Genomic DNA, 12,431 nt, shown 5'->3' with positions numbered 1-12,431 from the left:
ACCCCCATCCAGACAAAGCCCAGGGGCGAACCAGGGTCAGTCGGTGATCAGGGTTCTGACCGTGAGGTCTTCCGTGCCGGATGGACCGTCCAGGCGGACGGTCAGCTCCCAGCCGCCGGTCATCGTGAACAAGTCGCCCTCGGCGGTGAAGTGGCCGGGGCTCCTCTCGGTGGCGGTCAGCTCGGGCGTGGCGTGTCCCATGTCGGTCATGACCGCCGAAACGTGCACCGCGTCGGCGTCTCCGCGCTCCACCACGACCTCCACCGTGCCGCGGCCCGGGGACGGGTCGCCGATGACGACGGTGGCGGCGTAATGGGCGCCGGTCGTGGTCACGCGGACCGGCTGGGCCGACGCGCTCCTGCCCACGACGAAGAGCGCCGCCGCGACGGCCACCAGCGCGGCGGCGATGAGCATGCGCCTCATCGGCCGCCCTCCTTCGCATCAACGTCCGTCACGTCGACGGTGAAGGGGGCGGTGACGATGCGGTCGGAGACGGCGTACTGGGCCCAGGCGAGGTAGCGGCCGGCCTCCGGGAAGCTGAAGGTGAAGCGCAGACGGGGGCCTGGGGCGCCCATCTCGTGGATGTGGCCGAGGAAGGAGCCGTCCTGGTTGCGGACGATCAGGTGTCCCGCCATGCCGAGCCACGGCCGTACGCCGGCGGGGGCGGCCAGCTCGATCGTGGTCGGGCGTCCCGCGACGGGGACCGCCGGGCGCAGCACCGGGGCCGCCTCCGTGTCCGGGCTCGTGGTGGCCACCTCTCCCCCTGTGCCGATCTCTCCTGTGCCGATCTCGAAGGACGTGGTGGCGAGCTGGCCGCCGGAGTCCTCGCGTTCCAGCTCGGCGTGGGCGAAGTAACGGCCGGGACGGCCGGCCCGCAGGCGGACCTCCAGGCGGCCGGGAGCGGTGCGCAAGGGGTGGACGTGACGGAAGAAGCGCCCGTCCTCGGAGGTGACGATCACGTGGGCGAGCGCCTCGTGATGGACGACGAGGTCGTCCACGGGACGCCCGGTGGAGCCGTCCACGAGGTCGATGCGGAGCGTGAACTCCTCTCCCGCCCCGGGCCGCGCCGGCTCCGTGGCGACCCTGGCCTGCGCGTACGGCCGCCCGCCGGCGGGCGTGACGGCGGGCGTGACGGCGGGCGCCGCCCCGTCCGGCGGGGCGGGCGGCAGCTGCGGCTCGAACACGATCACCATGGCCGCCACCGTCACCCCGGCGGCGGAGACGGCGGCCAGCCCCATCGCCGGGCCGGGCCGGGTCAGCGCCCCGGTGAGCAGGCCGCCCACCAGCAGCAGCGCGGCCACGAACAGCCCGCCGTAGATGAGGAAGTCGCCCGGCGAGCCGCGGTCGACGAGCACGCGGAACGGCAGCACGGCGACCTCGTCCCCCGCGCTCAGCTTCAGCTCGTGCGGCCCGGTGCGCTCGACCCGCAGCGCGGTGTACGCCGGGTCGGCGGCGGCGCGGGCGGTGCCGGTGACCGTACGGCCGTCCTCGACCGAGCGGACCTCAAGGGCGATGGACGGCCCGGCGACCGGCTCGTACGCGATGACCCCGATCCGCAGCGGCCCCGGCACCCGGGACGTCCCCTTGATCATCACCGTGACCTCGGCCCCCGCGATGGTCTGCGCGAACCGCAGGTCCGCGCCCGCCGTGACGTTGTGTGCGGCGGCGGGCGCGGCCATCGCCAGCACCAGGAGGGCGGCCAGGCACAGCGCTCGGATCATGCCCGCGCTGGGCGGGCGTCGGGCAGGAACATCGCGCCGAGCGCCAGCCCGACGAGCCCGGCGACGATCGGCGCGCCGGTCCACAGCTCGGCCACGAACGGCAGGCGGCCGGCGGCGACCGAGGCGAAGGCGATGTAGAGCGACCAGGTGGCGCACGCCGACAGCCCGGCGAAGGCCCAGTAGGCGCCGCGCCGCTCGGCCGACGGGCGCAGCCGGCTCATCAGCACGTCGCCGACGAGGCCGCCGGCCACGATGGAGAGCAGGACGGGCACGTTCTCGAACTCGGTCTGGGCGCCGGGCATGAGGACGACGATGGCGTACATGATCGTGATGGCGCCGAACGGCAGCCGCCAGCGCCGGGCGAGCAGCAGCACGGGGGCCAGCAGGATGACGTTGCTGACGACGATGGCGGCGGCCAGGCCGCCGGCGCCGGAGTTCTCGACGGCGGAGAACGCCTCCACGATGGACGTGGGGCGGTATTGCATGGCGTCGGCGTACGACAGGAAGAGCGAGACCAGCGTGGCGGCGAACGCGAGCCCGATCAGCGCGGGCAGCAGGCGGCCGAGCGTGGGGCTCTCGCCGATGTCGGGGGCGTTCCAGGCGGAACGCAGCGGCGTGGTGATGATGAGTAACATCGTCACGATCAGCCCGAGATGTGATGGGCTGAAGAGAATATCGATGTTCGTCTCGATGCCGAGAATGGTGTGCCACATCATGTCGGCGAATCCGAACGCGGCGAACGCGGGTATCGCGAGCAGTCCGGCGAGATATCCGGCCGGCACGGCGGCCAGCCCCTGACGCCCGGCGCGCACGTTGCGCCACACCTGCCAGATGATCCAGCCCGCCACCACCGCGAATCCGGTGTAGAACACCGCGTGCCACGGCGTGAAGAACGTCTCCAGCTCGGACAGGTTGGTGTGGGCCCACGCGTCGATCATCAGCCCGACGCCGAACCAGACGCCGAACAGGGCCGTGATCAGATCGGTCCGCGGGGACACCCACGACCGCGGCTCACCTGAATCCACCAGTAATCGCCGAATGCCGGCGTCGGCCATGGCCACCTTGCGACTCCTTTCTCCCCTCAAGAATCTAGCCTCCTTTCCCGAAATGGCGCGCCCCGATATTCGGCCGCGAATCCCACGCAGGGTGCTGTGATGAACACGTAACAGAATGAATTGCTGGGATAAATGGCCGTCTGTGGTGGTTCTCCGGTGAGCCCCGCTTGAGAACCGCCCGCGCCCTGCGCGATGCTGGTACGTCAGCAGCGATCGATGGTCGATGTCGGGGGTGGGATGAGCTCTCTGCGGGTCCTGCGCTGGCTGCCCTTCGTCGTCATGGCGGGCGTCGCGGTGATGGACATGCTGGCCGGCCGTGCCCTGGTCTTCCTGCCGCTGCTCACACTCGGGCCGGCGTTCGCCTCGGTGTCCGGCGGCGTGCGCCGCACCGCCTTCGTGGGCGCGGTCGCGCTGGGCATCTGCGTACCCATGGCGATCTACAACGACATGCTGTTCACCTGGGAGAACAACCTCACCCTCATCGGCATCGCCGGCGTGACGGGTGCGAGCATGCTGGCCGCCGGCCTGCGGTTGCAGCGCGAGCGCGAGCTGGCCAGCGTCCGGCAGGTGGCGGAGGCGGCGCAGCGGGTGCTGCTGCGGCCGGTGCCGCGGCGGGCCGGGGATCTGCGGGTGGGGCTGTCGTACACGTCGGCGGCGGCCGAGGCGCGCATCGGCGGCGACCTGTACGAGGTGGTCACCACCCCGCAAGGCGTCCGGCTGCTGATCGGCGACGTCCAGGGCAAGGGCCTGGCGGCGGTCGAGACGGCGGCGTGGGTGCTCGGCGCCTTCCGCGAGGCGGCCTACGACGAGACCGACCTCGCCGACATCGGCGAGCGCCTGGAGGCGAGCCTGGCCCGGCATCTCGACAGCGAGCAGTTCGTCACGGCGATCATCGCGGAGATCCACGACACCGAGGTGTCGCTGGTGAACTTCGGGCATCCGCCGCCGCTGCTCATCCACGCCGACGGCGGCATCGCCACCGCCGAGCCGCCCGAGCAGGGGCTGCCGCTCGGGCTCGGCGCCTTCGACGCCTCGCAGACCAAGGCGCACCGGGTGCCGTTCCACCGGGGCGACCGCATCCTGTTCTTCACCGACGGCGTCATCGAGGCCAGGAACGCGGCGGGCGAGTTCTACCCGCTGGAGGAGCGTGCGGGGCTGCTGCGGCGCGAGGACCCTCAGGTGGCGCTGGACGCGCTGCGCGCCGACCTGGTGGCGCACACGGGCGGCCCCCTCCTGGACGACGCCGCCATGCTCCTCCTCCACCGCCCCGGCCACTGACCTCAAGAGCGGAGCGGACGCCGCTGCTCGCGTCCGCGACGCGGGCACCCGATTGCCCCGCATTTCCTGCCGAGCGGCCGGTCATCCGAGCTTACGGCGCGGTGAGATGACCTCCTCCCGCAGCGGAAAGGGACTTTCGTCCCTACCTGTGTGCGCGGCGGAAAAGGCAGGCTGGCGGGATGACGTACCAGGAAGACGGGCGGCGCCTGCGCGAGCTGCCCGCGTCGGAGGCGATGCGGCTGCTGGCGGGGGTGCCGTACGGCCGCATCGTCTTCACCCGCCACGCCCTGCCGGCGGTCAGGCCGGTGAACCACGCGGTGCTGGACGGTGGCATCGTCATCAGGTCGAGTCCCGGCATGGTCATCGGCGACCAGGTGACGGAGGCGGTGGTGGCGTACGAGGCCGACGAGCTGGACAGTTACGAGCGGCTCGGCTGGAGCGTCATCGTGACGGGGGTGGCGACGACGGTGACCGACCCAGGGGAGGCGGCCATGCTCAAGGGCCTGGTACGCCCGTGGGTGGCGGGCGAGATCGACCAGGTGATCCGCATCCAGCCGGAGATCGTCACCGGGTTCGTGCTGGTGCCGGCGCAGGCGGTGTGCGGCCCTGCCTGATCAGTCGTCGAGGGGGACGCGCCAGATCAGCCGGGTGCCGCCCGCGGCCGGCGTCTCCAGCTCGGCCGCCCCGCCCAGCCGCGCCGCGCGTTCCTCGATGTTGCGCAGGCCGCTGCGGCGCCCGCTGTCGCCCAGGCCGACGCCGTCGTCGGCGACGACGAGGGTGAGCCGCCCGTCCGCGACCTCGGCCCGCACCTCCGCCCGCTTGGCGTGGGAGTGGCGTACGACGTTGGACAGGGCCTCGCGCAGCACGGCGAGCAGGTGCTCGGCGACGGGCCTCGGCACGAGCGTGTCGAGCCGGCCCTCCATGCGCAGGCCGGGCGTGAAGCCCAGGTGGGCGCCCGCGCCCTCGACCAGGCCGACGATGCGGGCACGCAGGCCCGGCGCGACGTCCTCGCGCGGCCCCTGGAGGGCGAAGATGGACGAGCGGATCTGCCTGATGGTCTCGTCCAGCTCGTCGATGGCGTGCTGCAGCCGCTTGGCCGCCTCGGGCCTGTCGACCAGGCGTACGGTGCTCATCAGCGTCATCGCGGTCGCGAACAACCGCTGGATGACCACGTCGTGCAGGTCCTTCGCGATGCGGTCGCGGTCTTCGAGCAGCCCGAGGCGCTCGGCGTCGCGGCGCACCTCGGCGAGCTCCAGCGCGATGGCGGCCTGCCCGGCGAACGACTCCAGCATGCGCTGGTCGGCGTCGCTGAACGGCAGCCGCCCGCTCCGCTTGGCCAGCGTCAGCACGCCGCGCACGCGGGGAGCGGTGCCGAGCGGGATGAACAGCCCCGGCCCGTGGCCGACGCGCCGGGCGGCGGCGGCCGTGTCGGGTGCCTCGCGCAGGTCGCGCTCGGCGCGCGGCTCGCCCCGGGTGAACACCTCGCCGGCCGCCGTGCCGGACATCGCGTACGTGTTGCCCAGCAGTTCCTCGGCCCTGTCGCCCTCGGCCACCTCGACGGTCAGCGTGGTGCCCGCCGAATCGGGCAGCACGACCAGCACCACGTCGGCGTCGCACATCTCGAGGGCGCGGGCGGCCATGGTGGTCAGCACCACCCGGGTGTCGGCGCCGGACAGCAGGCTCGTGGTCACCTCGGCGGACGCCTGCAGCCAGGTCTCGCGGCGGCGCGACTCCTCGTACAGGCGGGCGTTCTCGACGGCCACGCCGGCGGCGCTGGCCAGCGCGATCACCACGGCCTCGTCGTCCTCGTCGAACTCGCCGCCACCGCGCTTCTCGGTCAGGTAGAGGTTGCCGAACACCTCGTCGCGCACCCGCACCGGGACGCCGAGGAAGCTGCCCATGGGCGGATGGCCGGGCGGGAAGCCGTAGGACTCGGGGTGGTCGGAGATGCGGGCCAGCCGCAGCGGCCTGGCGTCCTTGATGAGCAGGCCGAGCAGGCCGAGGCCGTGCGGCCAGTGCTCGATGCGGGCGATCTCCTCCTCGCTCAGCCCGACCGGGATGAACTGGATGAGCGTGTGGCCCTCGCCCACCACGCCGAGCGCGCCGTAACCGGCGTCGACCAGCTTCGTGGCGGTCTCGACGATGCGGCGCAGCACGGTCTCGAGGTCGAGGTCGCTGCCCACGGACACCACGGCGTCGAGCAGCGCGTGCACCCGGTCGCGGGTGGCCAGCACGGCGTTCAGCCTGGTCTGCAGCTCCGCCAGCAGCTCGTCGAGCCGCATGTGCGGCAGCAGCGGACGATGCTCGCTCTCCGACATACGGCCAGTGTCGCACCAGGGGCCCCCGGGGGGGCGACCAGGTGACCCCCGCAGACAGTAGAGTGAGCGGGCAATCACTCAGGGTCACGAGGGGGCGTCCGATGCTCGACCAAGCCATCGCCGGTGCGGCACAGGACGAAGCGGGCGGCCTCGGCCCGCTCGGCGTCGCCGGGGTCACGATCGTGTGGGCCGACAACAACGGCATCCCGCGCTCCCGCACGGTCCCCGCCGCCGCGTTCGACGCCGTGGCCGAGCGCGGGGTGGGGGTGACGCCGCTGTTCGCGGTGTTCGACTCCCACGACGGCATCTGCTTCGGCCACGCGCCCTTGGGCACTCCTTCCGGCGACATCCGGCTGGTGCCGGTGGCCGGCCGGATGGTCCGGCTGGCGGGGCAGCCGGGGTTCGCCTGGGTGCCGGGCCGGCAGGTGGCGGCCGACGGGTCGCCGTGGCCGTACGACCAGCGTGGCGTGCTGGAGCGGCAGGTCGAGCGGGCGGCGGCGCTGGGCCTTGAGTTCCTGGCCGGCTACGAGATCGAGTTCCACCTCAGCAGGGCCGACGACGCCGAGGGCCGCCCGGTCTACGACGGCCCCTCCTACGGCCCGGCCAAGCTGCTGGCCGTCGACGGCTTCGCCGAGCAGCTGCTGCGCGACCTGCACCACAACGGCGTGCCCATCGGCCAGTTCCACGGCGAATACGGGCCTGGTCAGTTCGAGCTGTCCCTGGCGCCCGCCGACCCGGTGACGGCGGCCGACCGCCAGCTGCTGGCCCGCCAGACCATCCACGCGGCGGCCAGGGCGCACGGGCTGCGGGCGAGCTTCGCTCCCCTGGTCACGCCAGGGCAGGTCGGCAACGGCTGGCACCTGCACACCTCGGTCTCGCGGGCCGGGGTCAACCTGCTGTCGGGCGGCGACGGCCCGGCCGGGACGACCGCCGAGGGGGCGGCGTACCTCGCGGGCCTGCTGCGCGACCTGCACGCCGTGGTGGCGGTCACCGCGCCCAGCCTGTCGTCGCTGCAGCGGCTGCGTCCCGGCTATTGGTGCGGCGCGTACGCGTTCTGGGGCGTCGAGAACCGCGAGGCGGCGCTCCGCCTGGTCCCCACGACCCCGCTGCTGGGCCCCGGTCACGCGAACGTCGAGCTCAAGCCGTCCGACGCCGCCGCCAACCCCTACCTGGCGCTGGCCGCGGTGATCGCCGCCGGCCTCGGCGGCATCGAGGACGCGCTGACGCCGCCCGCCCCCGTGCAGGACAACCCGGGCGGGTGGAGCGAGGCCCGCCGCGCCGAGCACGGCATCCGCCGCCTGCCCTCCACGGTGGAGCAGCAGCTGGGCGCCCTGCTGGGCAACGGGCGCATCCGCGCGGCGCTGGGCGAGGAGCTGACGGACGCCTTCCGGGTGGTGCGCCTGTCGGACGCGGCGCGGGCCGCGGATCTCGACCCTGACGAGGTGATCCGGCGCTACCGCTGGCTCTACTGACCCGGGCGACCTGGGCAGGAAACATGTGGGAAGACTTCGAATGCTCGCAAGCCGGAGCCGGCCGTCTTCACTGAATTATGATCGATGACGCAAGTCGGACAGCGGTGGAATCCGCAGAAAAGGCGGCCTGAATGGCGCGGCGTCCCTGGTTCAGGGGTCAGGACCCGGCTCAGGTCGTGGCCGGCTGTGCGGTCTTCGTGACGAAGTCTCAGCGGACGGGGAGGCCGGTTACTGCGCGGCCGATGATGAGGCGCTGGATCTCCGAGGTGCCTTCGAAGATGGTGTAGATCTTGGCGTCGCGGTGGAAGCGTTCCACCGGGTGTTCTCGGGTGTAGCCCGCGCCGCCCAGAATCTGGATGGCCTGTTCCGTCACCCAGACCGCCGTCTCTCCTGCCACCAGTTTCGACATCGAGCCTTCGGCCTGTTCGAAGGGGCGGGCGTTACGGGCCATCCAGGCGGCGCGCCAGGTGAGGAGGCGGGCCATGTCGACGCGGGTGGCCATGTCGGCGAGGAGGAAGGCGATGGCCTGGTTCTCCCCGATCTTGCGGCCGAACTGGGTGCGTTCGCGGGCGTAGTCCCTGGCGTACTCGAAGGCGGCGCGGGCGATGCCGACCGCCATGGCGGCGACCACGGGGCGGGTGGTCTCGAAGGTGCGCATCGCGGCCTGCTCGCCGGCCCGCTCCCCCTTCCGTACGCGCGCCAGTCGCGCCTCCAGCTTCTCCTCGCCCCCGAGCAGGCACGCGGCGGGCACCCGTACGTCCTCCAGGACGACCTCGGCCGTGTGCGAGGCGCGGATGCCGTGCTTGCGGAACTTCTGTCCCATGGACAGTCCCGGCGTGCCGGGCGGGATGATGAAGGACGCCTGGCCGCGGGTGCCGAGTGACGGGTCCACGGAGGCCACGACGATGTGGACGTTCGCGATGCCGCCGTTGGTGGCCCAGGTCTTGGCGCCGTTCAGCACCCAGTCGCCGCCGTCGCGGACGGCGCGCGTACGGATGGCGCCGACGTCGGAGCCGGCGTCCGGCTCGGAGGCGCAGAACGCGCCGAGCTTGACGTCGTTCTCGGTGCCGAACATCTGCGGCAGCCACTCCCCCACCTGCTCGGGGGTGCCGTTGGAGGCGAGGGCGGCGGCGGCCAGGCCGGTGCCGGTGATCGACAGGCCGATGCCGGCGTCGCCCCAGAACAGCTCCTCGAACGCCACGGGCAGCGCCAGCCCGCTCTCCTCGAACCACTGGGTGGCGAAGAAGTCAAGGGAGTACAGGCCGACCTTGGCGGCCTCCTGGATGACCGGCCATGGGGTTTCTTCGCGTTCGTCCCATTCGGCGCCGGCGGGGCGGATCACGTCGCGGGCGAAGGCGTGCACCCAGTCGCGGACCTCCCTGACGTCGTCGCTGAGCTCCGGGCAGAAACCCGCCATGTGCCGCACCTCTCGAACCGCGTCGCCGTTACCGGTGGTAACACCTTACCGGCGAGTAGCCTCGCGGGCACGGCGCTCCGGTGACGGCCTCAGGCCGCCACGGTGATCATCGGCGGGCGTTCGCCGATGCCGATGTCGCGGACGAGCACCTCGTGCCCCTCCGGGCCCCTTCTGAACTGGGTGAGCCGCAGCGACGGCGCGGCGGCCGCGGTGATGCGGCCCTGGCGTTCCAGCCGCGACCAGGCGGCGAGCATGATCTGGGACGACATCCGCCCCAGCGCCTCGGTGCACTGCGGCGCGTGCTCGCGCGAGCCCAGGTCCACCTGCGCGAACCCGTCGAGCCCGGCCAGCTCCAGCAGGTCGATGAGCAGGCCCAGCTCCACGGCGTACCCAGTGAGGAAGGGGACGCGTTCGAGCGCGGAGCGGCGGCCGGCGTACTCCCCGGCCAGGGGCTGGACGAAACCGGCGAGTTCCGGCCAGTGCAGGTTGATGAGGGGGCGGGCGACCAGCTCCGTGACGCGGCCGCCGCCGTTGGGGGTGCCGTGCAGGGGACGGTCATAACACCCTTTCGTGTACACGACGCTCGGGTCCGCCAGGAGCGGCCCCAAGACCCCGAGGATCAGTGAAGCACGAAAATTCCGGATATCAGCGTCGGCGAAGACGAGCACGTCCCCCGACGTGACCGCCAGCGACTTCCACAGCGCCTCCCCCTTGCCGTCCATCGGCTTGAGCTGCGGCAGGATCTCGTCCTGAGCGTGCACCCTGGCTCCGGCCCGGGCGGCCACCCGGGCGGTGTCGTCGGTCGAACGCGAGTCGATGACCACGAGCTCGTCAACGAGCGGAGCCAGCTCCCGCCGGATCACTCCGACGATCTCTCCCACGGTCTCCCGCTCGTCGCGGGCCGGGAGCACCACGCTGACCGTGGTCTCCCCCTTGGCGGCCACCAGGTCCTGGACCGGCCAGTCCCCGGCGGACGAAGTGCGGCGTCGCAACCATCCGTGCACTTCAGGAAGCATGCGACCCCTCCCTCCGTATCCCAATTAATCAGCGTAAGCGAAGTGCCGATCCGGCCTCTGGACCCGTCGCCCTCGCAGGTCAAGCCGGCTTGAAGGGATCCGCGGGCCGGGCAACGCCACCACAAAGGGACAGCCGGAAGCGGGACAAGCTTCGCGGGCGTCTGGAAGAGCATTTTCCGGCGACGGTGGTGGCCGTCCGATGAGGAGACGAGCCTTCGGTCAGTCGAGGACGGCGATCGCCTCCACCTCCACCAGATGCTCCGGTACGTGCAGGGCCGCCACCCCCAGCAACGTGGCCGGCGGCGCCGCCGTCACCCCCAGCCCCGCCATGGCCCGCGACACCCCCTCCATGAACAGCGGCATCTGCTCGGGACTCCAGCCCGCGACGTACACGGTCAGCTTCGTCACGTCCTCGAACGTGGCCCCGGCCCCCGCCAGAGCGGTGGCGACGTTGCGGTAACACTGCTCGACCTGCGCCGCCAGATCCCCCGCGCCCACGGTCTTCCCGTCGGCGTCCCAGGCCACCTGGCCGGCGATGAAGACGAGCCGCGACCCGGACGCGACCGCGACCTGCCGGTAGGCGGGCGACTCGATCAGCCCGTCCGGGTTCAGCAATGTGACGGCCATGACTTTCTCCTCGGTTCAGCTCTCTTGTGGTTACCCAGGAACTGTAGGAGAGTGTCCGGTGACGTGGAAGAACGCACTTTTTCGTGACTGGGGCACCTGATGGTGAGCAAGCAGTTCGACGGCCCGGCAGCGGCTGATCTGCGCAGGGCCGACTCCCTGGCGCGCGAGATCTTCTCGGACGTCGCCAACAAATGGGCCCTGCTGATCATCGAGGCGCTCGGCGGACGCACCCTGCGCTTCAGCGAGCTGCGTACGCAGGTCCAGGGCATCAGCCACAAGATGCTCACCCAGAACCTGCGCATGCTGGAGCGCAACGGCCTGGTCGAACGGCGCGTGTATCCGACGGTCCCGCCACGCGTCGAGTACACCCTGACGGAGGCGGGACGCGGCCTGCAGGCGACGGTGGACGCCATGTGCGACTGGACGCAGCGCTTCCTCAGCCACATCGAGTCCGCCCGCACCCACTTCGACGACCCCGAACGGCTCTCCTGAAGCCGGTGCCGCAGGTCCGGATCCTGCCGGGGCACTCACCTGAACCGCGACAGCACCGGCGCCGATTCTCACCGAGACCCTCCGGCTTTCAAGGCGGCCTTGAGGACGTCGATGGCCTGGGCCATGGCGGCGCTGGTGGCCTCGGTGGCGCGGACCGGGTTGAGCATCATGAAATCGTGCAGCGTGCCGTTGTAGCGGACGCTGGAGGTGGGCACCCCGGCCGCGATCAGCTTGCGGGCGTAGGCCTCGCCCTCGTCACGCAGCACGTCGTTCTCGTCGACGACGACGAACGCGGGCGGCAGGCCCTCGAGGTCGGCCAGGGAGGCGCGCAGCGGCGAGGCGGTGATCTCGGCGCGCTGGGCGGGGTCGGTGGTGTAGGCGTCCCAGAACCAGGCCATCGCCTTGGCCGTCAGGTACGGCCCGTCGGCGAACTCGCGGTAGCTGTCGGTGTCCTGGCCGGCGTCGGTGACCGGGTAGTACAGGGACTGGTGCACGAAACGCACGTCACCGCGCTGCTTGGCCAGGATGGTCAGCGCCGCGGTCATGTTGCCGCCGACCGAGTCGCCCGCGACGGCCAGCCGGGAGGGATCCAGTCCCTCCCCGGCGCCGGACTTCACGATCCACTGTGCGGTGGCGTAGGCCTGCTCGAGGGCCACCGGGTAGCGGGCCTCGGGCGAGCGGTCGTACTCGACGAAGACGACGGCCGCGCCCGCGCCGACGGCGAGCTCGCGCACGAGCCGGTCGTGGGTGCCCGCGTTGCCGATGACCCAGCCGCCGCCGTGCACGTACAGGACGACGGGGAGCGTGCCCGTCGAGCCGACCGGCTTGACGATCCGCACCCGCACGTCGCCGACCTCCGCGGGGACGACGATCCACTTGTCGTCCACGTCCGGCTTGGCGATCGGAGCGGCCTGCAGGTCGTCGAGCACCTTGCGGGCGCCCTCGGGGCCGAGCTCGTACAGGAACGGCGGTTTCGAGGTGGCCTGCGCCAGCTCCCAGGCGGCGGGCTCGAGGATGTGCTTGTTCATGATGTGC

Annotated in this window: 12 protein-coding genes; 4 read left to right on the top strand and 8 right to left on the bottom strand. The window is 72.0% G+C overall.

What is annotated here, in order from left to right; genetic code table 11:
- Positions 1-36: 36 nt before the first annotated feature.
- The 3 genes from AB0K12_RS37940 to AB0K12_RS37930 are packed head-to-tail and all read right to left on the bottom strand — an operon-like array spanning position 37 to position 2,719.
- Positions 37-423: a hypothetical protein gene (locus tag AB0K12_RS37940; RefSeq protein WP_364572175.1), complete on the bottom strand. Its 387-nt coding sequence runs from the start codon at positions 421-423 to the stop codon at positions 37-39.
- Positions 420-1,721 (bottom strand): hypothetical protein, encoded by a 1,302-nt coding sequence (locus AB0K12_RS37935; protein ID WP_364572173.1) that lies wholly within the window; start codon positions 1,719-1,721, stop codon positions 420-422. The genes AB0K12_RS37940 and AB0K12_RS37935 overlap by 4 nt, the downstream gene beginning before the upstream one ends.
- Positions 1,718-2,719, bottom strand: a complete 1,002-nt coding sequence (locus tag AB0K12_RS37930) for a hypothetical protein (RefSeq protein ID WP_364572171.1) — start codon at positions 2,717-2,719, stop codon at positions 1,718-1,720. The genes AB0K12_RS37935 and AB0K12_RS37930 overlap by 4 nt, the downstream gene beginning before the upstream one ends.
- A gap of 294 nt (positions 2,720-3,013) precedes the next feature.
- Here AB0K12_RS37930 and AB0K12_RS37925 point away from each other — a divergent pair, with 294 nt between their 5' ends.
- Both AB0K12_RS37925 and AB0K12_RS37920 read left to right on the top strand, forming a co-directional pair.
- Positions 3,014-4,054, top strand: a complete 1,041-nt coding sequence (locus AB0K12_RS37925; RefSeq protein ID WP_364572169.1) for a PP2C family protein-serine/threonine phosphatase — start codon at positions 3,014-3,016, stop codon at positions 4,052-4,054.
- A 179-nt stretch (positions 4,055-4,233) separates the two neighbouring features.
- The gene (locus AB0K12_RS37920; RefSeq protein ID WP_364572167.1) at positions 4,234-4,668 is read left to right on the top strand and encodes a pyridoxamine 5'-phosphate oxidase family protein; all 435 of its coding nucleotides are present in this window, start codon (positions 4,234-4,236) and stop codon (positions 4,666-4,668) included.
- Here the strand turns inward: AB0K12_RS37920 and AB0K12_RS37915 are convergent, their stop codons facing one another.
- On the bottom strand, positions 4,669-6,372 hold the full coding sequence (locus tag AB0K12_RS37915) for a GAF domain-containing protein (RefSeq protein ID WP_364572165.1): 1,704 nt from the start codon (positions 6,370-6,372) through the stop codon (positions 4,669-4,671). It abuts the gene before it with no gap.
- Between the two features lie 101 nt (positions 6,373-6,473).
- Here AB0K12_RS37915 and AB0K12_RS37910 point away from each other — a divergent pair, with 101 nt between their 5' ends.
- Complete coding sequence (locus AB0K12_RS37910; protein WP_364572163.1) at positions 6,474-7,844, top strand: glutamine synthetase family protein; 1,371 nt, start codon at positions 6,474-6,476, stop codon at positions 7,842-7,844.
- A 208-nt stretch (positions 7,845-8,052) separates the two neighbouring features.
- Here AB0K12_RS37910 and AB0K12_RS37905 read toward each other — a convergent pair whose 3' ends face one another.
- The 3 genes from AB0K12_RS37905 to AB0K12_RS37895 all read right to left on the bottom strand — a co-directional run bounded on the left by AB0K12_RS37905 (position 8,053) and on the right by AB0K12_RS37895 (position 10,904).
- Positions 8,053-9,261 (bottom strand): acyl-CoA dehydrogenase family protein, encoded by a 1,209-nt coding sequence (locus AB0K12_RS37905; RefSeq protein ID WP_364572161.1) that lies wholly within the window; start codon positions 9,259-9,261, stop codon positions 8,053-8,055.
- An 89-nt stretch (positions 9,262-9,350) separates the two neighbouring features.
- Positions 9,351-10,277 carry a glucosyl-3-phosphoglycerate synthase gene (locus AB0K12_RS37900; protein WP_364572159.1) on the bottom strand — a complete coding sequence of 309 codons (927 nt, stop codon included), beginning with the start codon at positions 10,275-10,277 and terminating at the stop codon, positions 9,351-9,353.
- A gap of 219 nt (positions 10,278-10,496) precedes the next feature.
- Complete coding sequence (locus AB0K12_RS37895) at positions 10,497-10,904, bottom strand: RidA family protein (RefSeq protein ID WP_364572157.1); 408 nt, start codon at positions 10,902-10,904, stop codon at positions 10,497-10,499.
- A gap of 99 nt (positions 10,905-11,003) precedes the next feature.
- On the opposite strand from AB0K12_RS37895, the gene AB0K12_RS37890 reads away from it, so the two are divergent.
- Positions 11,004-11,396 (top strand): helix-turn-helix domain-containing protein, encoded by a 393-nt coding sequence (locus tag AB0K12_RS37890; RefSeq protein ID WP_364572155.1) that lies wholly within the window; start codon positions 11,004-11,006, stop codon positions 11,394-11,396.
- Between the two features lie 68 nt (positions 11,397-11,464).
- On the opposite strand, the gene AB0K12_RS37885 is transcribed toward AB0K12_RS37890, so the two are convergent.
- On the bottom strand, positions 11,465-12,424 hold the full coding sequence (locus AB0K12_RS37885; RefSeq protein ID WP_364572153.1) for an alpha/beta hydrolase: 960 nt from the start codon (positions 12,422-12,424) through the stop codon (positions 11,465-11,467).
- Positions 12,425-12,431: the final 7 nt, after the last annotated feature.

This window comes from Nonomuraea sp. NPDC049419, from assembly GCF_040676995.1.
Taxonomy (GTDB): domain Bacteria; phylum Actinomycetota; class Actinomycetes; order Streptosporangiales; family Streptosporangiaceae; genus Nonomuraea; species Nonomuraea salmonea.
The sequence above is the reverse complement of the archived record's forward strand: the minus strand, read 5'-3'. Positions and strand labels throughout refer to the sequence as shown.